This is a genomic window from Acinetobacter sp. CIP-A165 (assembly GCF_000367985.1).
Lineage (GTDB): Bacteria > Pseudomonadota > Gammaproteobacteria > Pseudomonadales > Moraxellaceae > Acinetobacter.
Map to the genome: position 1 here is coordinate 70853 of NZ_KB849200.1, position 22824 is coordinate 93676.

Sequence of the window (22824 nt, forward strand, 5' to 3'; positions counted from 1 at the left end):
CATCCAAGGATTATCTCTTGAATTAAATAATTTTGCTGATTAATTTAAGATCAAATAAATTGTACGTTTTTTGATTTATGACGGAAGTCTAGTCTAATAGTATTTCAATTGAACAAATTATTGAAAGACGTGATTTATATCAAAAGGAATTGTTTGAAATTTATAAAGGAACACCGAGGACATTTAATAAAGCGTATAGTAAAGCGACAAAAGCTCTGAAGGAGTGTGAGGAGTTAACTTTTTCTGATTCTGAAATTGATATTTTACTTCCAAAATCTTTAAGGAAAATTAATAAATAATATAACTTAGTTCAGTAATCTTTGAAAATGATATATTTAAAATTACACTAAATTAAGTTTTAAAAATTCTATAAGCAAAGAAAGACTTCTTAAAGTTGAAGAAAAAATATTCTAAACGCAATTATTAAATTAGAAATGCTTTCAAAGGGATATTTATACCTAAAAATTTAAACAACAAACGACGCTGTGTATTGAGTATAAAAAAAGCCCGACATCCTGTCGGGCTTTTTCGTATTGGGTTGCTAGATATGACTCCTGTCGTATCTCACGATCCTGATGCATGAACCTATTATTGTTGTTTTATGTTCCGGAACATCCTGTTCCTGTATGACTTCATCTTATGGAAAAAGAAGAAGGCCTCCAATCCGCAAAATCCTTAGAAATTAGCAGGCAAAAAAATACAAATTTCATTCTTAACCTTTCCGCCACAACTACTCGTCAAAAAGGTCAATAAATAATCAATACTATCAAGTTATAGTATATGTACCATTTCTAAAATCTATGGAGAACAAAGATGGTGACTGCTGGCGAAAGACCCGGAACTGGTTTCTATTTTTGTGTCCAATGCGGACATCGCGCTTATTTAGAAATTGGTACTGATCGTTTACCTCCGTGTACCAAATGCCTTGGCAATCAATTTAACAGTAAGATTGCTTAAGCCGCAAACACCAAACAGTTATCCACTGTTTGAATAAAAGCCCTGTCACTTGATGGGGCTTTTTGTTACCTTAAAAACATGAAACAACAAGACCGATCATCGGCATCAAACAAGGAAAACCAATATGGAAACAATATTAGCTTTATGTATTGGCGTAGGCTTAAGTGCAGCCTGTGGTTTTCGAGTATTTGTTCCTTTATTGGTCATGAGTATAGCCACTCTAATGGGATGGTATGAACCCGCTAAAGGTTTTGAATGGTTGGCGATGCCCACCGTTTGCGCGGCGCTCGGTTTTGCGACGATCTGTGAAGTCGCGGCATACTATGTGCCATGGGTCGATAATTTATTGGATACGGTCGCAACGCCTGCGGCAGTGATTGCTGGAACGCTGACCACGATGGCAGTAATTAGTGGAGAAATGTCTCAGTTTGCAACTTGGGCAGCCGCGATTATTGTTGGTGGTGGAACAGCAGGTGCAGTTCAGTTAAATACCGTCGCTTTGCGTGGAATATCTACAGCCACTACCGGTGGTTTAGGAAATTTTATGATTGCAACTGGGGAATTGATTGGCTCAATTTTATTGTCAGTTTTGGCTTTTGTGATGCCTGTGGCGATTACGGTATTGGTGATTATTTTTGTTGTGGTGGCTGTACGTTGGGTGCGAGCAAACAAGCGAAAAAATATAAGCCCTTCATTGTAAGTTTATATATGGTGCGATGAATCTAGAGTTTATGGTCATTGCTGGAGTATTAGATAAATAAGCCGAAAATGTATCGAGCAGTGCCACAGTTTTTTTAAGATTTAATGCTAATCTTTTGAGAATAAAATTTCGACAAAAAAGGGTTCTCATGAAAATTGTGGCGATTCAACCTGCATTATTAGTTGGACAAGTCGAAGCAAATTTAAAAAAGCTTGAACAACTGATTTTAGCGGCATATCAGGAGCATCAACCTGATGTGATCGTGCTGCCTGAGTCCATGACTTCCCCAAATGTTTATTCACCACCGGCATTGCAGACACCACAACCATTACAAGGCGAACCGTTACAACTGTTAATTCGATTAGCAACGCAGCTCAATGTCGTTATCACCGGCGGATTTGTTGCAATTCGGGATGGGCACGCCTATGGCACTTATATCTTGGTCGAGGCGAATGGTGACTATCATCTGCATGACAAAGATATCCCAACGGCATGGGAGCAAAACTTTTATCGTGGTGGTGTCGATGATGGCGTAGTCGATTCAACCACCTTGAAATGCAAAGTTGCTTTAGTGTCAGGGTGGGAGTGGGCACGTTATGGTACTGCGAAACGCATCCGAGATCAGCGCGCACAATTGATTTTAGGCGGCATGTGTTGGTACTCCATGCCGATCAATTGGTATGGGGTGTTAGGTAAGTGGATGCGACACGAACATCAAATCTATAAACAACAAAGTGAAGCTTTGCCTGCCCAAATGGCACGTTTGACAGGCATACCTGTGGTGCATGCCGCACATGTGGGTGAGGTAATGAGTGATATGCCACTGTTACCGCATGTGAAATGGTTGACTGAAATGGTGGGTGAGACTCAAATCTGCGATGCATCGGGCAAGGTGTTGGCACGGATGAGTTTGGAAGATGGCGAGGGCTATATTGCCGCCGAAGTTGAAATCGCTGAGCCGCAGCCTTTGGATCAAGTGCAGCCGCGTTACTGGATTCCAGATATGACCGTAACTTCAAAATTGGCGTGGCATCTAGGCAATCTTCATGGTGGCTTAATGTATCGACTCCGTCATCGTCTTAAAAAGTTTCCATGGCAAAACTAAGCATCAGCCCGCTATTTTTGATTATTAGTAACGCTGTACTTTCGGTGATCTTTCACTTAAAAACAAGCAATTAAAACCGTATCAATCAAGGTGATTTTTCTAAACTAACGCTCGAAAAATCACAGTGAAGCGAGTAAATTACACGCATATTTGATTTTGCGCTCAAGCTTATGGCAATCACTTGGATCTTGTTCACCCTTATGGCTGCATTTATGCAGGCTTGGCGCAATGCATTTCAAAAACAGCTCAGCACCACTGTTGATGTGTATGGAACAACATTAGCGCGGTTCGTATTTGCTCCGATTTTTGCCTTTAGTTATCTGGCTTTTCTCTATTTTCACCAACCTGTTACTGCTGACGTGCATTTTTCCAATAAATTTTGGTTCTATGTAGTGATTGCAGGGATCAGTCAGATTTATGCCACAGCATTGATGGTCAAATTGTTTCAACAAAAAAACTATGCGATTGGGGTTGGACTGGCCAAAAGTGAAGCGATCTTGGCAGCCTTAGTCGGGGTATTGTTCTTACAGGAACATTTAAGCGTTTGGGGCTGGATTGGTGTTTCAATCGGTGCTGTAGCGGTTTTTCTCCTGAGTAAAGGTCATCAGCAGGCCCAATTATCACTCAAAACCTTGTTAATTGGGTTAGGCAGTGGTTTATGCTTTGCGATTACGTCATTGTTGGTGCGCGAAGCCAGTTTAGAACTGAGCATGTTGCCATTTCTACATCGTGCAGCTTGGGTGCTGTGCAGTCTAATCAGTTTTCAATGCATCATTATGCTGTTGTATTTAGGGTTATTTAGTCGAAAAACCTTGTATAGCATGTGGCAACGACTCGGGCTCACATTTAAGGTCAGTGTCTGTAGCTTCCTTGCTTCATTGGGCTGGTTCAGTGCTATGAGTATGCAGACGGTGGCGATTGTTAAAACGCTGGGACAGGTTGAGATTCTATTTAGCTTATTGATTTCAGTATTTTTCTTTAAAGAGAAACTGGCCAGAACAGATCATCTTGGTTTGTGGCTGGTGATCGTTGCTGCGATTATGGTGATTTGGGCGTAGTGGCGGTTTATCTTGGAAACATACCATTTCTCTAAGTCTTTTTTGATTCAAATTTCTATTAAATGTGGTTTATAGAGAATTTTAACTGTATTTAAAACTCAATAATGGTAAATAATTCTGATTTTAAAAATAAAGATGCAAAATTATTTCAAAACTGGCAAAAAATGACATTTTTTAGGAAAACAATCCCACACCGATCCCCCTAAACTATATCGCAAGGGTGTGAAAGGGATCGAAAAGAGTAGCATGCACCGAAGCTTATAAAGCAAGTGTGTACTTACCCAAAAGGTCTTGATTCGGCTTAGGACGCTATAAATCAAAAGTTTATAGGCAAAGGTTATGACTTACAAAGTCATAGGTGTTGAAGTAAACAACATGTTTTCCCTTAATACCCTTAAAAATTCTGCGAAACAACAATAAATAAGAAAAAAAACCATCTCACTTTTCCTCGCTGCAAAGCTCCTCCATCCTCTTCAATGATCGTATTTAAGTGATTGATTGTCAATAATTTGTCGCTGACTAAACATCATGTGACATTTTAATAAGTTAAATATTTTCAATTATTTAGCTCTCATTGTCTTTGCTTGCATGAAAGTACATTGATTGACAGGCTTATGTTGAGTTGTTAGTTTGGGCCTAACTTTGGCAGGCTGGAGATTTTTTACACTATTTATTTATGAGATGGTTTGCATCTGATAGATCTTTATAGGGGGATAGTTGGAAGCCCCTAAGTGCAGAAAAGGACAATTAAAATGAAAGTGGGTATCATGGGCTTTGGTAAAACAGGCCGTGCAGTTGCATCCGTATTATTAGAGTCAAAAAAGACCAGTTTACAATGGGTTATTCGTCAGTCTAAACAGCTTGAGCACCGATCTGTTCCTGAGTTTTTGGGGGTTGAGGCAGATGATCCAGGCATTATCCATTCAAAAGATGAGTATTCTATCGTTGAACTTCTCGATCGCTATCCAGTCGATGTGATTGTCGATTTTTCCTCAGAACAAGGCTTAGATTATTACGCTGAAGAAGCGGCAAAAAGAGGCATTACCATTGTCAGTGCCGTGTCCCAGTATCCCGATGCTCGCATCAATCAGCTCCATCAATTGGCTGAAAGCACCTGTGTCTTACATTCCCCAAATATCACCATCGGGATCAACTTCCTGATTCTTGCCGCCAAGATTTTAAAAAATATCGCCCCTTATACCGATATTGATGTCATTGAAGAACACTTTAAAGCCAAATCTGAGGTGTCAGGCACAGCCAAAGTGATTACACGTGAGTTAGGGCTGTCTGAAGACACGATTAAATCAGTACGGGCTGGCGGGATTGTGGGGGTGCATGAAATCTTATTTGGTTTTCCATTTCAAACCGTTCGACTCAAACATGAGTCAATTACCCGTGAAGCTTTTGGCAATGGCATCTTATTTGCGATCGAAAACCTAAAAGATAAGCCTAAAGGTTTTTATAGTATGGAAGCGCTGTTATTGCCATTTTTTAAATTGGATGAGTCCGATAGCAGTATGCACATACAGCCAACGCGTTCTTGAGCAGAGGATTAGCTGAGCTTGTTTCACGTGGAACACCTGCTATTATCATTGTGACCCCGCCAAAATGCTTTTGCCGAATGATGGGAATTTCTTTATGATTTGCGCTGATATTTGTTAGCCAATTGCGCCCTTATGCCTCTAAATGACAACTTTGTTTATATGCCACCGCAAGATCCGTTAGAAATCTTGTATGAAGATGAAGACTTGGTGGTGGTGAATAAACCTGCGGGGCTATTGTCGGTGATGGGGCGTTTACCTGAACATCAAGATAGTGCCTATTTGCGTGTTTTGGAAAAATATCCGACCGCCAAAGTCACCCATCGTCTGGATATGGCGACCTCTGGTTTGTTGATGTTTGCCAAGCATCGTGATGCCGAAGTTGCAGTCAGTAAAATGTTTCAGGCGCGTAGTGTGAAAAAACACTATGTGGCTTTGGTGCAGGGGCAGATTCAGGCTGAAGGCAGTGTCGAGGTTCCATTGATTACCGATTGGGAAAATCGTCCACGTCAGATGGTGCATTTTGAAATAGGGAAGGCTGCCAAAACCTTATTTCAATCGTTGCACTATGATGCAGAAACGGATCAAAGCCGTGTGCGTTTAGAGCCTGTGACAGGACGTTCGCATCAACTTCGGGTCCATATGATGCATATTGGGCATCCGATTATGGGGGATAAACTCTATCATCCTGAACCTGCCAAGTTTCATTTAAAACGGATGGCCTTACATGCCGCTCATTTGGCTTTTCGACATCCCTTAAATATGCAAAATATTGAGATTCATGCTGAGGTAAAGTTTTAATCATCATCAGCAAGAGGTAGAACCATGTATCCAGTTCAACATACATCATGGGTCGCATTATCCGCACAACAACAAGCCCAATTAAAGTTGTTGTTATTGGAAGCTGATCCCGATTGGGTGCAAATCTCGACTTATCTAGAACAAGCAAATATCTTTGTAATTGTTGATGAGCAGGGTCATATCATTGCGCAACTGTGTCTAACTCAAAATGACCATGAGGCGGAGATTCGAAATCTCGCAGTAGATCAACGGATGCAAGGGCAGGGTTTGGCGAAGGCTTTAATTCAATCTGCGATTGAATATGTCGCGCAATTGGCAGTGCAAACTTTATGGGTGAAAACGGGGAGTTCGAGTCTAAATCAACTCGGGCTGTATCAGAAATGCGGTTTTCGCATGTCGCGTATCGAGCGTGATGCCTTTAAAAACTATCCTGAACCTATTTTTGAAAATGGCATTCGGTGTCTTGATCAAGTGGTGCTTTCAATCGAATTTAATCACCTTGCGCGATAATTCACAGCGATGATTTGGTTCAAGTTCTGGCTACAATAATTATATTAATGCGTCTAAAAACTGACATAAAAATGGTTTAATCTATAGCCAAACGATCAAGTCAAATACATAACAAAGGATATTCTTATGACACGCGACCCTGAACAATTTCCTGATGACGACAACGGCAATGTGCTGTGGCAAATGTTTGAAGATGGCAACGACCTGAGCGAACCCCATGAGGTGGAGTTTTCGATTGTGTTTGAGAAACAAGAGCAAATTGAAAAATGTGCTTTGCATCTTTTACACCAAGAGCAAAAAATCTCAATGTTTCAAGAAGAATTGCACTCAGACGGTTCGGATATGTGGGTGCTGAATATTCATGTCAATATGATGCTTGAACATGAAGATATTGTAGATTTGGAAGAGTGGATGACTCGTATCGCTCAAGAGTTTGAGGGTGAGTACGATGGTTGGGGCTGTATGAGTTACATCTATGATGAAGAAGATGAATAATCATGGATAAAATATGACTCAGCTCGCTTGATACGGGCTGAGTCATATTGATTAGAATTTGAATTGAGCTGACACGGAGGCATTCAAAGGTTCACCCGGCTGAACCCATAAATCACTATAACTCGAAACATAATAGGTCTTATCAAATAGATTATTCAGGTTGAATTGATAGCGTAAGCGATCAGACGGTGCGTAATAGGCATTTAAATTAACCAATGTGTAGCTTGGCAGATTAAAACCATTATCAAGATTATGACCACTACGCTCACCGACATAAGTGAGGTTGGCACCTACACCTGCTGTTATCGCATCTTGTTGTAAAAGTTCATAATTGGTACTGATAGAGCCTTGGTGTTTAGGCACATTGCTGAGGCGTGCTCCTTTTGCTAAGTCTTGGTCTTTTTCGATCTTGGCATCGGTATAGCTATAGTTGGCATTGAGTGACCAGCGATCCGTGAATTGACTGTTGAGATCCAATTCAATACCTTGGCTGCTGACTTCACCCGCAGCGGTTTGAAAACTATTGTCGATCGGATCTGTGGTTAGTACGTTCTGCTTTTGCATTTTGAATAATGCGAGTCTGAGCAGACTGCGATCATTGAGCTGATATTTGCTTCCAACTTCATAACTTTGACCTTTTTCAGGAGCAAAGTTTTCACCATTGCGATCCATCCCACTGTTCATCGCAAATGAGCGCCCATAATTACTATAAAACGACCATTGATCCGATGCTTTGAAATTGACACCGACGCGTGGACTGGCTTGGTTAAGACTTTGCTTGTGCTGTGTTTGCCCCAGATGATTTTCAAAGTTTTGTTCGACTCGATCAAAGCGAGTCCCAACTAAGACGCTCCATTGATCATTAAAGAACATCTGATCTTGTAGGTTGAGCGCAAAATAACGTTGTCGCTCATCGGTATCAGTAAATGGCGCTAAGCTTGGTGAGTACTGTCCATAATTTGGCTGATAAATATCAATGGTATTGGGGTACTCAGAACTATGATTGCGACGTAATTGATATTGACGATAGTCCAATTGTCCTAATTCTGTTGAAACAACGACTTCATGACGTGCCCATGTGCTGTCTAATTTTCCCAGCAGTTCGGTTTGTGCCAGTACATCTTCGCTTTGATAATCACGATAACGACGTTGGCGTTCCAATGTTCGAGCATCGGCTTGCATACGCCGAGGTTCAGTTGAGAAACCAACCATTTGCGCATCTTTATAACTGAGTGCACTGTTGAGTTTCCATGCATCATTAAATTCATGGCTTAAACGCAATTGGTAAAAATGGTCTTTGACGCGCATATCGCCATCACTGGGTTCACCAGTGAAGGTTTTCGGATTCATCACAAATTGTTTCTGAACTGTGCTGATGCCACGGTCAAAGGTGCCCAAATGTTGGGTAAATTCACTGTCAAAATCGAGTTGGGTTTGGTCTGAAATTTTCCAAGTCAGTTGTGGTGAAAAGAACCAACGTTCGCTACTGACATGATCACGGAAGCTTTGATTGTCTTCATGAGCAACAGCAAAACGATAAGCCAGCGCATCATTGATCGGGGCAGTGTGTTCGAGGCTGATGCGGTATTGCTCTTGGCTATTGGCACGAAGATTAATTTCACTTTCGCTTTGCCACTGTGGTTTTTTACTATTGATATTGAGTAGCCCGCCTGTTTCTCCACGCCCATACAGTGCAGCCATCGGTCCTTTTAGAAAATCCAGTGATTCGATATTGACCATATCTTTGGGTGCGCTGACCCCACGATTCACGCTTAAACCATTACGAATGGTTGCAGCACCGAGATTGGGATCGCTACTAAAACCACGAAAGGAATAATTATCCCAAAATCCACCGCCATAGTTATTTTGATGAAACACACCACTGACCAAGGTTAAGGCATCGTCAATGCGTTGCACATCTTGTTGCTCGATCACTTGTTGAGAAATGAATGACCGGTTAAAGGGGATATCGAGGACATCGTGGGAGAATTTGCTTGCGCTACTGTTTTGCTGGATATCCTGTTGAGATGTATCCGCTTGAATACGGATGGTTTCAAGTACCGTGGTCGGGTCATCTGCCCATGTTGTTGTAGAGAAAAGACCAAGCCCCAAGCAAGACCAAAATCCAAGTGTGCGTTGCATAAATCATCAACCAAAGAAAGACAAAAGGAGTATTTTGTAATAGTATAACATTACATTAATTTTTAAATCTTTTTTTGTTATGTCCTTAGTGAAAACGAGCCAACGGTTACAGTCGATTGACGCATTACGAGGTTTGGTCATTCTGATCATGTTGCTCGATCATGTCAGAGAAACTTTCTATCTGCATAAACAAGTACCAGATCCAATGGATGTATCTGCGACTGAACCCGCTTTATTTGGCAGTCGTGTATTGGCACATCTTTGTGCGCCTATTTTTGTATTGTTAACGGGTATTTCAGCTTTTCTGTTTTATTCAAAAACACAAAATTTGCAACAAACACGGGCTTTTTTATTAAAGCGTGGTCTGTTTTTAATTGCACTTGAGTTGACGTTGGTCAATTTTGCTTGGACCGCGACCTTCCCGCCAGATGTGATTTATTTGCAAGTGATTTGGGCAATTGGGGTCAGTATGGTGGTGTTAGCGGCGTGTATTCGTTTGCCTTTACCTGTGATGGTCCTGAGCGGCCTGACTATTATTTTTGGGCATAATCTTTTAGACAGCGTGCATTTCTCCGAAGGAACTGCAATACAGACATTGTGGCTGGTTTTGCATGAGCGTGGCTGGATCGAGTTTGCAGGAATCAAATTACGTACTTCATATCCTATTTTACCGTGGATTGGCGTGATTTTATTGGGCTATGCCTTGGGACATTTCTTTAGTCAAAAATACACCGCTAAACAAAGAAATCAGTATTTATTGGGCATCGGCTTGATCAGTCTCGGATTGTTTATTTTACTGCGTTTGATCAATGTCTATGGTGATCAGCCTTGGCAGCATTTTGATAGTTTACAACTCAGTATCATGAGCTTTTTTAATCTGACAAAATATCCACCCTCATTACTTTTCCTTTTGTGGAATGTCGGTGTGGGGCTGATCCTTTTGGTGGTATTTGATCGTTGGCAACAACGACAATGGTTTAAACCGTTGGTGGTGTTTGGTTCAGTGCCGATGTTCTTTTATTTACTGCATTTGTATGTGTTGAAGTTGCTCTATGTGCTTGCGGTAAGTATTTGGGGTGTCAATCAAGGCGCTTATCTTTCGGTTGCGCATGTATGGATGCTGTGGCTGATTTCGATTGGGTTGTCTTTTGCGCTTTATCCTGTGGTGAAGTGGTTTTCAACATTCAAACATCAAAATAAACACATCGCGATTTTAAAATATTTTTAATCGTGAAATATCTGTATCTCTAAAGCGTGTCCGAGCCAGACGCGCTTTAGTTTAGGGCTGTCGTAAACGACTGTGAACGTCAGCTCCTACTCATATCTAAATATAAAGACTCTTTTACTTCCTCCATCACCACATAGCTATGTGAAGATGCAGATGCGGGTAGTTTTTTCAATAAGTCACCCAATAAGCGTCGATAAGCACTCATTTCTTTGAGTCGTGCTTTGACTAGATAGTCAAACTCACCTGAAATCAAATGACATTCTAATACTTCAGGAATATCGACCAGATCTCTCGCGACTTGATCGAATACATCACCTGATTTGGCAGACAGCTTAATTTCTAAAAATACCAATAAGCTGCGATCCACATATGCAGGGTTGAGCCGAGCGTAATAGCCCATGATCACACCTTCACGCTCCAATCGTTTCACACGTTCTGAGCAGGGTGTGGTCGATAAATTGACACGTGAGGCCAGCTCACTAATTGCAATACGACCTTCACGCTGCAAAATCTCTAAAATCAGGCGATCAATACGATCTAATGTACGCATAGATTATTTCCTTTTATTTTAATTTTTTCATGACAAATCGATTAAATTACCTAGATTATAAGTCTAAAAACAGTCAAAAAAACTATTGATACGAAAATATACTAGTTAAATAAACTAGTGGGCGAGAGGGACCTATTATGCGCGTTATCGTTTTAGGAAGTGGTGTTATTGGTGTGGCAAGTGCTTACTACCTTGCGCAACAAGGTGCTCAAGTGACTGTACTTGATCGTCAGTCTGGTCCTGCCCAAGAAACGAGTTTTGGTAATGCAGGGCAAATCTCGCCGGGCTACTCAACACCGTGGGCTGCACCCGGTATTCCGTTTAAAGCAGTGAAGTGGATGTTCCAACATCATGCACCTCTTGCAATAAGTGTGGACGGTAGTATGTGGCAGCTACAGTGGATGGCACAAATGCTAAAAAACTGTAATCCACAAAGTTATGCGGTCAACAAAGAACGCATGATGCGTGTGGCTGAATATAGCCGTGACTGTTTACGTGACCTCAGAGCGCAAACTGGTATTCATTATGAAAATCGTTCTAAGGGCACGCTACAAGTGTTTCGCAATGACGCACAACTTGAAGCGGTACAACGTGATATTCAAGTGTTAAAAGAATGTGGTGTGGACTTCAATTTGCTCAATGCTGCACAACTGGGCAGTGTCGAACCGGCATTAGCGCATAGCGATAAACTGGTGGGTGGTTTGCATTTGCCGAATGATGAAACAGGCGATTGTTACCTCTTTACCAATGCTTTGGCAAAAATCGCCCAAGACTTAGGTGTCGAATTCAAATTTGATCAAAATGTGGAAAAACTGATTGTTGAAGGCGATCAGATCAAAGGCGTGATGGTCAATGGTGCAATCCTGACCGCAGACCGATTTGTGCTGGCCTTTGGCAGTTATTCACGTGATTTCCTGAAACCACTTGAACTGAATTTACCTGTTTATCCAGTGAAAGGTTATTCACTCACCGTGCCGATTGTTGATCCTAGCCTTGCGCCACAATCAACTGTATTGGATGAAACCTATAAAGTTGCGCTGACGCGATTTGATCAACGGATTCGTGTCGGTGGTATGGCTGAGTTAAGCGGTTTTAATCTGGGCTTGAATGAAGACCGCCGTGGCACTTTAGAAATGGTGACACGAGATCTATTCCCCGGTGGAGATTTGGAGCAGGCATCATTCTGGACGGGTTTACGTCCGATGACCCCAGACAGTACTCCGATCATTGGTGCAACAAAATATAACAACCTATTTTTGAATACAGGACATGGCACGCTAGGTTGGACCATGGCTTGTGGTTCGGGCAAGTTGATCAGTGATTTGGTTATGAATCATCGTACCGAGATTAGTACCGATGGTTTGTCGATTCAGCGTTATTCACACGCGGCATAAGTTGAGTTTACAAGGAAGTTAATCATGCCTCGTCCAATAACTGCGGTGATTCACAGTCAAGCATTACGCCAAAATCTTGAGCGTGTTCGGCAATCTGTGCCGAATAGCAAGGTCTTTGCTGTGGTGAAAGCCAATGCTTACGGACATGGAATCGAACGTGTCTACGATGCTTTTAAAACAGCGGATGGCTTCGCCTTACTCGATATTGATGAAGCCAAACGTTTACGCGCATTGGGGTGGTCAGGACCGATTCTGTTGCTTGAAGGCATTTTTTCACCCCAAGACTTGTTTGACTGCGCGCAATATCAACTCAGTTTCACCATTCATAATGAACAACAAGTAGAATGGTTACAACAACATATCTATCCTGCCCAGTTCGATATTTTCCTAAAAATGAACAGTGGGATGAACCGTTTAGGCTTCAAGCCACAACAATATCGTCAAGTTTGGCGACATCTTCAGCGTCTGAGTAATGTCGCAAAAGTCACCCATATGATGCATTTTTCTGATGCGGATGGAGAGCGATTCGGTCAAGTCGGGGTGGATTATCAACTGACCGAATTCGAGAGCAATATTCAAGATATGCCCGGTGAAAGATCGATCAGCAATAGTGCCGCCATCCTCAGATACGCCACTCAACTGCAATCTGATTATGTCCGTGCTGGCATTATGCTCTACGGCAGTTCGCCTGATTATCCAAAACACACGATTCAAGATTGGGGACTCGCCCCAAGCATGAGTCTACGCAGTGAAATTATTGCAATACAACAATTAAATGCCCATCAAAGCGTCGGTTATGGCTCAAGTTTTGTTGCAGAACAGCCGATGAGCATAGGCATCGTCGCCTGTGGTTATGCCGATGGTTATCAACGTATTTCGCCGACAGGCACACCGATTTTAGTGGATGGTATTCGTACCCACACCATTGGTCGAGTCAGCATGGATATGTTGGCTGTCGATTTAACGCCCATCCCAAATGCTGTGATTGGCAGTGAAGTTGTGCTTTGGGGGACCTCAAAAACAGGAAGTATTTTACCCATTGATGATGTTGCAGCAGCCTCAGGCACCGTCGGTTATGAACTGATGTGTGGGGTGACCGCACGTGTCAAATTTATCAATCAAGACGAAGGAAATCATCATGTCACATTCTGATATTCAGAAAATCAACTCGACCGAAGTCATGAGTGCCGTCACTGTTTTTAACAAGGTGGTATATTTATCAGGACAAGTGCCTAAAAATCCAGACCTCGATATTGAAGGACAAACGCGAGACATTCTGGCGACGATTGAGCAGCTCTTGGCTTCGGCAAATACCGATAAATCACGCTTATTGTCGGTTCAACTGTTTTTAAAAGATCTCTCAGATTTTCCAACGGTCAATGCGATCTATGTGGATTGGTTAAAAGGTTGTGTCACACCGTCGCGTGCCACGATTCAAGCCGATTTGGTCAATCCGAACTGGCTGATTGAAATTGCAGTGATTGCAGCACAAAAATAAAGCAAACAGCGATCGTTTTGCTTAAATAATATTAAAAAAGATGAAAAGTAACGTATTTATTGTAGATAAAACAGCAGCAGATGCGTATTTTCTTGCAATGAATATGCGCCAGCCATTTTAACAGAGCGTGAATCAACGCAACAAAATAAAAAGGCTGGCTCATACAGGAATAAGAAAAAGGGAACTTTTTATGACGGTTACGCAACAGCATTCAGAAGATCAACACGCACCAAACGATTTACAACGCAAGCTTTCCAATCGTCATTTACAAATGATTGCCATTGGTGGTGCGATCGGCACTGGACTATTTATGGGTTCAGGCAAAACCATTTCTCTGGCAGGTCCCTCGATTCTCTTTATTTACATCATCATCGGGACCATGTTCTTTTTTTTGATGCGGGGACTTGGTGAGTTATTGCTTGCCAATTTACAGTATAAATCTTTCGTAGATATGGCACATGATCTGATTGGACCATGGGCAGGGTATTACATCGGTTGGACCTATTGGCTCGGTTGGGTGCTGGTTGGGATTGCAGATCTAGCTGCGGTGATCAATTATCTGGGTTTCTGGCTACCAGATGGGGTGTCATTTACGCCAATGGGTCAGGCCTTGATTAGTGCAGGTTGTGTGCTGTTTGTACTAGGTCTTAACTTGCTGACCGTACGCTTATTTGGTGAGATCGAGTTTTGGTTTGCCTTGATTAAGATCCTCGCGATTATTGGCTTGATTGGTGTCGGCGGTTATATGATTTTTAGTCATTTCCAAGCGCCTGAAGGTGCTGTGGCATCGTTAAGCAATGTCTGGTCACATGGTGGCATGTTCCCCAAAGGTTTGGATGGCTTTTTAGCGGGTTTCCAAATTGCAGTTTTTGCCTTTGTTGGGGTGGAACTGGTTGGTACCACTGCGGCTGAAACCAAAGATCCGCATAAGAATCTCCCGAAAGCCATTAATGCGATTCCGATTCGGATCATCTTGTTCTATGTCTTGGCATTGTTGGTGGTGATGGCGGTCACGCCGTGGGACAGTATCCGTGCGGATAAAAGCCCATTCGTGGAGTTATTTATGAATGCAGGGATTGTCACCTCTGCGATTATTATGAATTTAGTGGTGCTCTCGTCAGTGATGTCATCCATGAATAGTGGCGTGTTCTCGACCAGTCGGATGTTGTTTGGTTTATCTAAAGATGGTCAAGCGCCTGCGGCATTAGGGCGATTGTCGAAAAAAGCCGTACCTGCCAATGGCTTATTTTTCTCTTGTGTTTTTATCATGGGCGGTGCGGTGCTACAGTACTTTGTGCCGAATACGCTGGAAGCCTTTACTTTGGCGAGCGCACTGTGTGTGATTTTATTTATCAGTGTTTGGAGCCTGATTATGGTGTGCTATATCCGCTACCGTAAATTACGCCCTGAGTTACACTTGCAATCGAATTTTAAAATGCCGGGTGGGGTTTGGATGTCTTATCTGGTGATTGTATTCTTGCTGTTTGCCTTGGTGATTTTGGCACTTGAACCAGATACTTTAAAAGCACTCTATGTCAGTCCAGTTTGGTTGCTGATTTTAGCTGTGACCTACCAGTTCGTGTACAAACCACGGATGCGAAAACTGCAACGAGAGTTGGCATAATTTAGGTATCAAACGATACCTAAAAGAGCTGATCCTAAAGGATTGGCTCTTTTTTTATCTGCCATTTAAATCGTTAATCAATGAGCAAATGCTGATATTGATCAGCTTGTTTACGCAAATAATCCCAAACCAGTTTAATTCGTGGTTCATGCTGTAAATCAACAAAAGTCAGCATCCAAAAGGTATGGTTAAAGCGAACCTGTTGCTCTAAAACTTCTTCAAGCTCAGCTTTGTCGTCTGCCAAAAATTTGGGTAAAATCGCCAACCCTGCACCTGCACTCACCGCAATTTGTTGCGCCAAAATACTGCTACTGCGAAAGTTCGCATTCAGTTTTAGGGGTAAGCGTTCTAGGCAATACAATTCCGGGCTATACACCAGATCATCAATGTAGTTTACAAAACGATGTTGGGTTAAATCTTCCAGCCGACGAATCGGTGGGTTTTGCGATAGATAATTTTTGCTGCCATAAATTTTTAAACAGTAATCTGATAAGCGCGTGATGATATAAGGGCCAGAGGTCGGGCGCTCAATCGATACCACGATATCGGCTTCACGATGTGAAAGCTTAATCATTTTCGGTACAGGAATGAGGTCAATGGTCAGCAGTGGATATCGAATCGAAAATTCTGCCAATAAACGTGCAAGGAATGCCGTACCAAAGCCTTCAGGTGTGCCAATTCGCACACGACCTTGCAGCGGTTGATGTGGTTTTTCGATTTGTAAGAAGGCTTGTTCCATTTGTTCAACCTGCGGAACAAGCGCCAAACCCTCAAAGGTCAATTCATAGCCAGTGGCTTCACGTTTAAAGAGTGTGGTGCCTAAAGCCTGTTCCAAAGCCTGAATACGCCGTGCCACGGTACTGTGTTCGACACCAATAATACGTGCAGCACTGGTCAAGGTCTTGGTTCGTGCCAGAACCAGAAAAAATTGCAGATGATCCCAATCCACTTTCATTGTTATTGTATCCCTTGTGCATATTTGCACACCAATCGTGCATTAATTTGCGTTGGTGGTCAAAGATTTGTTTGCTAGTCTCAACCAATGGTTAAAAAAAGAAAATACGACGAATCGTTATTTTCGAACATCTGAACACAATAAAAATAGTGCCTATGGAGAGGTTATGAATACAATCCAAAAAATCGAATTGGAAACTGCTAAATTACTCATTAACGGACAATTCATCGAATCTGAAACACAGCAATGGCAAGACATCGTCAATCCTGCAACTCAGGAAGTGATTGGTCGTGTGCCTTTTGCGACGATTCAGGAAGTGGATGCTGCCATTCAAGCTGCACAAGATGCTTTTGCGACTTGGCGTCAAACCCCGATTCAGGCACGTATGCGTATCATGCTCAAGTTGCAAGATTTGATTCGTGCCAACATGAAAGAAATTGCACAGGTGCTTACCGCTGAACAGGGTAAAACTTTAGCAGATGCCGAAGGTGATATTCAACGTGGTTTAGAAGTGGTTGAGCATGCCTGTTCTGTCGGTACACTGCAAATGGGTGAGTACATCGAAGGTGTGGCACGTGGGGTTGATACTTATACCTTGCAACAACCGTTAGGGGTTTGTGCAGGTATTACCCCATTTAACTTCCCAGCCATGATTCCATTGTGGATGTTCCCAATGGCAATCGTCTGTGGCAATACCTTTGTATTGAAACCATCTGAACAAGATCCTTTAAGCACCATGATGTTGGTTGAACTTGCGATTCAGGCAGGTGTGCCAGCAGGTGTACTGAATGTGGTACATGGCGGCAAAGAAGTGGTGGATCGTCTCTGCACGCATCATCATATTAAAGCGATTTCATTTGTCGGTTCAACTGCGGTGGGGACCCATGTCTATAACCTCGCAGGACAACATGGCAAACGTGTGCAATCGATGATGGGTGCGAAAAACCATGTGGTGGTGATGCCAGATGCGAACAAAGAACAAACCCTCAATGCCTTGGTTGGTGCGGCTTTCGGTGCAGCCGGACAGCGTTGTATGGCGTTGTCTGTTGCCGTGATGGTCGGTGAGAGTAAGCAATGGGTTCAAGAGCTAGTTGAAAAAGCCAAAACTTTAACTGTGAATGCGGGGCATGAGCTGAATACAGATATCGGACCTGTGATTTCTCAACGCGCCAAAGCACGCGTGATTGACTTGATTAATAGCGGTGTCGAGCAAGGCGCAGCGCTGTTGCTTGATGGCCGTGATGTGCAAGTTAAAGGTTATGAATCAGGTAACTTTGTTGGTGCGACCATTTTTAATGGCGTGACCACTGATATGCGCATTTATAAAGAAGAAATCTTTGGACCAGTGCTCGCAATTATTGCTGTAGACACTTTGGAGCAAGCGATTGAGCTGATCAATGCCAATCCATTTGGCAACGGTGTCGGTTTATTTACTCAAAGCGGTGCGATAGCCCGCACTTTCCAAAACTTAATTGATATTGGTCAAGTTGGGATCAATATTCCAATTCCTGTACCTGTGCCATTCTTTAGCTTCACAGGTTCGCGTGGTTCAAAACTGGGCGATTTGGGACCATACGGCAAGCAGGCCGTGCAGTTCTATACCCAAACCAAAACCATTACCAGTCGTTGGTTTGAAGACAGCCACGAAGTGGGCAGTGTAAACACCACCATTAGTTTACGTTAAGGGGATCACGGATGAATATCGCCTTTATCGGTCTCGGAAATATGGGCGGCAGAATGGCCCATAACCTGCTTAAAGCAGGACTTACAGTCTATGGTTATGATCTCAGTGACGTGGCAAATCAGCACTTCGCTGAGGCAGGTGGTGTGGTCTGTGACAGTCCACAAGCAGCAGCGCAACAAGCGGATGTGGTGATCACCATGTTACCAGCAGCTAAGCATGTCAAAGAGGTTTATCTCGGTGAAGATGGTGTGTTGGAGGTCTTGAAAGCAGGTGCTTTGTGTATAGACAGCAGTACCATTGACCCACAAACCATTAAAGACATCGCTGCGCTTGCGCAAAGTAAAAATATTCACATCTGTGATGCACCTGTTTCAGGGGGCACCATTGGCGCGCAAGCGGGTACCTTAACGTTTATGGTGGGTGCCAATGATCAGACCTTTGAGGAAGTTAAACCTGTACTCAGTCACATGGGCAAAAATGTCATTCATTGTGGCGATGTTGGCGCAGGACAAATTGCCAAGATTTGCAATAACTTAATTCTCGGGATCTCGATGGCTGCTGTGGCAGAGGGCATGGCATTGGGTGCGAAACTGGGGATTGATCCACAAGCATTAGCAGGTGTGGTCAATACTTCAAGTGGTCGTTGCTGGAGTTCAGAGGTCTGTAACCCGTGGCCACACATCAATGAGAATGCACCCGCCTCTCGTGGTTATCAAGATGGTTTCGCGACACAGCTGATGCTGAAAGATTTAGGTCTCGCAGTCGAAGCGGCAGGGCAGGTTAAACAGCCGATTTTGTTGGGCGGCATGGTGCAACAGCTATATCAGCAAATGTGTATGCGTGGTAATGCTCACCTTGATTTCTCTAGCATTATCCAGCAGTACCTTCCAGAAGAAGTCTAAGTACCAAGCATTATTGTAGGCACGAAGCCATAGGATGGCTTTGAATCATGAAACTCTGTCGTGAATAACTACAAATCCAGACTGAGGGAATAGAGATGTTAAATTATAAAGATGTGGCACAAGCTTTTGATTTAGAAAGCACAGCTCAACACATGCTGTCAGGTTCATTAGATGCACTGAATGCGTGTTATGAGTGTTGTGACCGACATGTAGACGGTGAAAAAGTGGCCTTGTATTGGCAAGGCAAAGATGGGCGCAAGGAGCAATACACCTTTGCTCAATTACAACAGTGGTCCAGTCAATTTGCCAACTTTTTAAAATCACAAGGCGTACAGGCGGGCGATCGTATTTCGGGATTATTGCCAAGAACGCCTGAACTGATCGTGACGATTTTAGCCGCATGGCGAATTGGAGCCGTATATCAACCACTGTTTACGGCTTTTGGGCCGAAAGCCATTGAACATCGTATTCAGCTTGCACAAAGTAAGTTGGTGGTGACCGATGTGGGCAACCGTAGCAAGCTGGATGAGATTGAGCAATGTCCTGCGATTGTGACGGTTGCTGATGCTGACGGCACAGCACTTACAGTGGGTGATTTTAACTTTTGGAATGAGCTGAATCAGCACTCTGATCAATGTGAATTGGTCATGCGCAATATCCAAGACCCGTTCTTACTCATGTTTACTTCAGGCACAACTGGACCTGCCAAGCCACTCGAAGTACCACTAAAAGCCTTAATTGCTTTTGGACGATATATGCAAGATGCGATTGGCTTAACTGAAGACGATGCCTTTTGGAATATTGCCGATCCGGGTTGGGCTTATGGTTTGTATTACGCGATTACTGGGCCGTTATTCTTGGGTCATGCCACTTTGTTTTATGAAGGCGCTTTTAGCACCGACAGTCTGTGTCAAATCGTCAAAGATTATCAGATCACCAACTTAGCAGGTGCACCAACGGCCTATCGTATGATGATGGCTGCTGATCCAGCACAAATGGCAGTGTTAAAAGGTCAATTCCGTGTGGTCAGTAGTGCAGGTGAGCCGCTCAATCCAGAAGTGATTCGATGGTTTAAACAGGTACTTGATGCACCGATTTATGATCATTATGGGCAAACTGAAGTGGGTATGGTGGTGTGTAACCATCACGGTCTAAGTCATGTAATTCGTGCAGGTGCGGCAGGTTTCCCAAGTCCGGGTTATCGCGTTGCGGTGGTCAATGAACAAGGCGAAGAACTCCCACCAGACACCGCTGGAATATTAGCAGTGGATATCAGCCAATCACCGATGATGTGGTTTGGTGGCTACAAGGAAAGTCGTAAATCGCCTTTTGTCGGTCATTACTATTTGACGGGTGATACTGCTGAATTACATGCCGATGGGAGCATGAGTTTTGTTGGGCGAAGTGATGATGTGATCACCACATCAGGCTATCGAATTGGACCCTTTGATGTCGAAAGTGCGTTGCTCGAACATGATGCTGTGATCGAAGCCGCCGTGGTTGGTGTACCTGATCCAGATCGGACTGAATTGGTCAAAGCCTTTGTGATTTTAGCGGCAGGCGTTCAGCCTTCAAGTGTGCTGATTGAAGAATTGAGCCAATTTGTTAAAAAACGTCTTTCTGCGCATGCCTATCCACGTCTGGTTGAGTTTGTAACTGAGTTACCGAAAACACCAAGTGGCAAAATTCAACGTTTTTTATTACGTAATCAGGAAATTGCGAAACAACAAGCGAAAGCAGGTTAAAGGACGAAAATATGCAATTGACCGAAGAACAATTACTCATTCGTGACATGGCGAAAAGCTTCGCCCAAGAACAAATCAGACCGTATGCCAGTGATTGGGATCGAGACGGCACCTTTCCCAAAACAGCTTTGGCGCAAATGGGGCAGCTCGGCTTTATGGGCATGTTAGTACCAGAGCAATGGGGTGGTTCAGATACTGGCAATCTCGCCTATGTACTGGCACTGGAAGAAGTCGCAGCAGCAGATGGTGCGACCTCGACCATTATGAGCGTGCATAACTCGGTGGGTTGTGTGCCGATTTTAAAATTTGGCAATGACGAGCAAAAACAACGTTTTTTGAAGCCCTTAGCACAAGGTGAAATGATCGGTGCATTTGCTCTAACTGAACCACATACTGGTTCGGATGCTGCTGCGCTTAAAACCCGCGCGGTCAAAGATGGCGATGATTACATCCTCAATGGTGCGAAACAGTTTATTACCTCGGGTCATAATGCTGGGGTGATTATTGTGTTTGCGGTTACTGATCCGAGTGCAGGCAAAAAAGGGATCAGTGCCTTTTTAGTACCGCGCGATACGCCAGGTTATGAAGTTATTCGTGTCGAAGAGAAATTAGGTTTACATGCTTCGGATACCTGTCAGATCGCCCTGACTGATGTTCGTGTGCACAAAAGTTTGATGCTGGGCAAAGAAGGTGAAGGTCTAAAAATTGCACTCGCGAACTTGGAAGGTGGTCGTATTGGTATTGCTGCACAAGCGGTGGGTTTAGCACGAGCGGCACTAGAAGAAGCAACGCGTTATGCCAAAGAACGTCTGACTTTTGGCAAACCGATTTTTGAGCATCAAGCGATTGCCTTTCGCTTGGCCAGCATGGCCACCGAAATCGAGGCAGCACGACAGTTGGTGCACTATGCCGCACGTCTGAAAGAAGCAGGCCAACCCTGTTTGAATGAAGCATCCATGGCGAAACTGTTTGCCTCGGAAATGACGGAGCGCGTTTGCTCAAATGCGCTACAAGTCTTTGGTGGCTATGGCTATCTCAAAGATTTTCCGATTGAGCGTATCTATCGTGATGCACGAATTTGTCAGATTTATGAAGGCACCAGCGACATTCAGCGTTTAGTGATCGCACGTAGCCTATAAAACTCAAACAAGGAATGAATGATGCAGTGGCAAACTATTTTATTGGAAAAGCGTAATGGTGTCGGGTTAATTACCCTCAATCGTCCCAAAGCGTTGAATGCGCTAAACAGTAAATTGATCAGTGAAGTGAATCAAGCCCTCGATCAACTGGAAAAAGATCGTGAGATTGGGTGTATCGTGTTAGCGGGCTCTGAAAAAGCCTTTGCAGCAGGTGCGGATATTAAGGAAATGGCAGAGCTGAACTTTCCTGATATTTATTTTGATGACTTTTTCCACCTTGCTGATCGTATCGCACAGCGCCGTAAGCCTTTGATTGCTGCGGTGAGTGGCTATGCTTTGGGTGGTGGTTGTGAATTGGCACTGATGTGTGACTTTATCTACTGCGCTGACAATGCCAAGTTTGGTTTACCTGAAGTGACTTTGGGCGTGATTCCAGGGATCGGTGGTACACAACGTTTAACCCATGCGATTGGTAAAGCCAAAGCCATGGAAATGTGTTTGACTGCACGACAAATGGGGGCAGTTGAAGCTGAGCTAAGTGGTTTAGTTGCACGTGTATTCAACAAAGACGACCTACTCGAACAAACCCTACAAGCTGCTGAACAAATTGCGGCACGATCACTTACCGCCAATATGATGTTGAAAGAAACCATTAATCGTGCTTTCGAAGTCAATTTGACCGAGGGTTTACGTTTTGAACGACGCATGTTCCATTCTATTTTTGCCACTGTGGATCAAAAAGAAGGCATGCAGGCGTTTGTAGAAAAACGGCAAGCTAATTTTAAAAATCAATAAG

General features: G+C 43.3%; 22 protein-coding genes. 19 read left to right on the forward strand and 3 right to left on the reverse strand.

Going from position 1 to position 22824, the window contains the following annotated elements; genetic code table 11:
• Window positions 1-107 precede the first annotated feature (107 nt).
• The 9 genes from F991_RS17930 to F991_RS00335 all read left to right on the forward strand — a co-directional run bounded on the left by F991_RS17930 (window position 108) and on the right by F991_RS00335 (window position 7167).
• Window positions 108-299: a hypothetical protein gene (locus F991_RS17930; protein WP_416201908.1), complete on the forward strand. Its 192-nt coding sequence runs from the start codon at window positions 108-110 to the stop codon at window positions 297-299.
• Window positions 300-813: 514 nt separating this feature from the next.
• Entirely contained in the window at window positions 814-957 is a 144-nt protein-coding gene (locus F991_RS16900) for a zinc ribbon-containing protein (protein ID WP_004667998.1), read from the forward strand.
• A gap of 124 nt (window positions 958-1081) precedes the next feature.
• Window positions 1082-1657, forward strand: a complete 576-nt coding sequence (locus F991_RS00305) for a DUF4126 domain-containing protein (protein ID WP_004668000.1) — start codon at window positions 1082-1084, stop codon at window positions 1655-1657.
• A 148-nt stretch (window positions 1658-1805) separates the two neighbouring features.
• Complete coding sequence (locus F991_RS00310; RefSeq protein ID WP_004668002.1) at window positions 1806-2762, forward strand: carbon-nitrogen hydrolase family protein; 957 nt, start codon at window positions 1806-1808, stop codon at window positions 2760-2762.
• A 170-nt stretch (window positions 2763-2932) separates the two neighbouring features.
• Complete coding sequence (locus F991_RS00315) at window positions 2933-3820, forward strand: DMT family transporter (RefSeq protein ID WP_004668004.1); 888 nt, start codon at window positions 2933-2935, stop codon at window positions 3818-3820.
• Window positions 3821-4572: 752 nt separating this feature from the next.
• Complete coding sequence (locus F991_RS00320; protein WP_004668005.1) at window positions 4573-5364, forward strand: 4-hydroxy-tetrahydrodipicolinate reductase; 792 nt, start codon at window positions 4573-4575, stop codon at window positions 5362-5364.
• 132 nt (window positions 5365-5496) lie between these two features.
• Window positions 5497-6162 carry a pseudouridine synthase gene (locus tag F991_RS00325; protein WP_004668007.1) on the forward strand — a complete coding sequence of 222 codons (666 nt, stop codon included), beginning with the start codon at window positions 5497-5499 and terminating at the stop codon, window positions 6160-6162.
• A gap of 24 nt (window positions 6163-6186) precedes the next feature.
• The gene (locus F991_RS00330) at window positions 6187-6672 is read left to right on the forward strand and encodes a GNAT family N-acetyltransferase (RefSeq protein WP_004668008.1); all 486 of its coding nucleotides are present in this window, start codon (window positions 6187-6189) and stop codon (window positions 6670-6672) included.
• A gap of 126 nt (window positions 6673-6798) precedes the next feature.
• Window positions 6799-7167, forward strand: coding sequence for a ribonuclease E inhibitor RraB (locus tag F991_RS00335; RefSeq protein ID WP_004668009.1), 369 nt, complete (start codon window positions 6799-6801; stop codon window positions 7165-7167).
• A gap of 51 nt (window positions 7168-7218) precedes the next feature.
• Here F991_RS00335 and F991_RS00340 read toward each other — a convergent pair whose 3' ends face one another.
• Window positions 7219-9309, reverse strand: coding sequence for a TonB-dependent siderophore receptor (locus tag F991_RS00340; RefSeq protein WP_004668010.1), 2091 nt, complete (start codon window positions 9307-9309; stop codon window positions 7219-7221).
• 79 nt (window positions 9310-9388) lie between these two features.
• Between F991_RS00340 and F991_RS00345 the strand changes: the two genes are divergently transcribed.
• Window positions 9389-10537 (forward strand): acetyltransferase domain-containing protein, encoded by a 1149-nt coding sequence (locus F991_RS00345; RefSeq protein WP_004668011.1) that lies wholly within the window; start codon window positions 9389-9391, stop codon window positions 10535-10537.
• A gap of 79 nt (window positions 10538-10616) precedes the next feature.
• On the opposite strand, the gene F991_RS00350 is transcribed toward F991_RS00345, so the two are convergent.
• Complete coding sequence (locus tag F991_RS00350) at window positions 10617-11087, reverse strand: Lrp/AsnC ligand binding domain-containing protein (protein ID WP_004668012.1); 471 nt, start codon at window positions 11085-11087, stop codon at window positions 10617-10619.
• A 137-nt stretch (window positions 11088-11224) separates the two neighbouring features.
• On the opposite strand from F991_RS00350, the gene F991_RS00355 reads away from it, so the two are divergent.
• The 4 genes from F991_RS00355 to F991_RS00370 all read left to right on the forward strand — a co-directional run bounded on the left by F991_RS00355 (window position 11225) and on the right by F991_RS00370 (window position 15603).
• Entirely contained in the window at window positions 11225-12481 is a 1257-nt protein-coding gene (locus F991_RS00355; RefSeq protein ID WP_004668013.1) for a D-amino acid dehydrogenase, read from the forward strand.
• Window positions 12482-12505: 24 nt separating this feature from the next.
• Window positions 12506-13633, forward strand: a complete 1128-nt coding sequence (gene alr / locus F991_RS00360) for an alanine racemase (protein WP_004668014.1) — start codon at window positions 12506-12508, stop codon at window positions 13631-13633.
• The gene (locus F991_RS00365; RefSeq protein WP_004668015.1) at window positions 13620-13979 is read left to right on the forward strand and encodes a RidA family protein; all 360 of its coding nucleotides are present in this window, start codon (window positions 13620-13622) and stop codon (window positions 13977-13979) included. The genes alr and F991_RS00365 overlap by 14 nt, the downstream gene beginning before the upstream one ends.
• Window positions 13980-14169: 190 nt before the next feature.
• Window positions 14170-15603 carry an amino acid permease gene (locus tag F991_RS00370; RefSeq protein WP_004668016.1) on the forward strand — a complete coding sequence of 478 codons (1434 nt, stop codon included), beginning with the start codon at window positions 14170-14172 and terminating at the stop codon, window positions 15601-15603.
• Window positions 15604-15676: 73 nt separating this feature from the next.
• Here the strand turns inward: F991_RS00370 and F991_RS00375 are convergent, their stop codons facing one another.
• A complete protein-coding gene (locus F991_RS00375; RefSeq protein ID WP_004668017.1) occupies window positions 15677-16558 on the reverse strand; it encodes a LysR family transcriptional regulator in 882 nt (293 codons plus the stop codon).
• A 166-nt stretch (window positions 16559-16724) separates the two neighbouring features.
• Between F991_RS00375 and F991_RS00380 the strand changes: the two genes are divergently transcribed.
• From F991_RS00380 to F991_RS00400, 5 genes are all read left to right on the forward strand, one after another.
• Window positions 16725-18242, forward strand: a complete 1518-nt coding sequence (locus tag F991_RS00380; protein ID WP_004668018.1) for a CoA-acylating methylmalonate-semialdehyde dehydrogenase — start codon at window positions 16725-16727, stop codon at window positions 18240-18242.
• Between the two features lie 11 nt (window positions 18243-18253).
• Entirely contained in the window at window positions 18254-19144 is an 891-nt protein-coding gene (mmsB, locus tag F991_RS00385) for a 3-hydroxyisobutyrate dehydrogenase (RefSeq protein ID WP_004668020.1), read from the forward strand.
• A 95-nt stretch (window positions 19145-19239) separates the two neighbouring features.
• Entirely contained in the window at window positions 19240-20889 is a 1650-nt protein-coding gene (locus tag F991_RS00390; RefSeq protein ID WP_004668022.1) for an AMP-binding protein, read from the forward strand.
• 11 nt (window positions 20890-20900) lie between these two features.
• Window positions 20901-22028 carry an acyl-CoA dehydrogenase family protein gene (locus tag F991_RS00395; protein ID WP_004668024.1) on the forward strand — a complete coding sequence of 376 codons (1128 nt, stop codon included), beginning with the start codon at window positions 20901-20903 and terminating at the stop codon, window positions 22026-22028.
• Window positions 22029-22049: 21 nt separating this feature from the next.
• Window positions 22050-22823, forward strand: a complete 774-nt coding sequence (locus tag F991_RS00400) for an enoyl-CoA hydratase (protein ID WP_004668025.1) — start codon at window positions 22050-22052, stop codon at window positions 22821-22823.
• Window position 22824 lies beyond the last annotated feature (1 nt).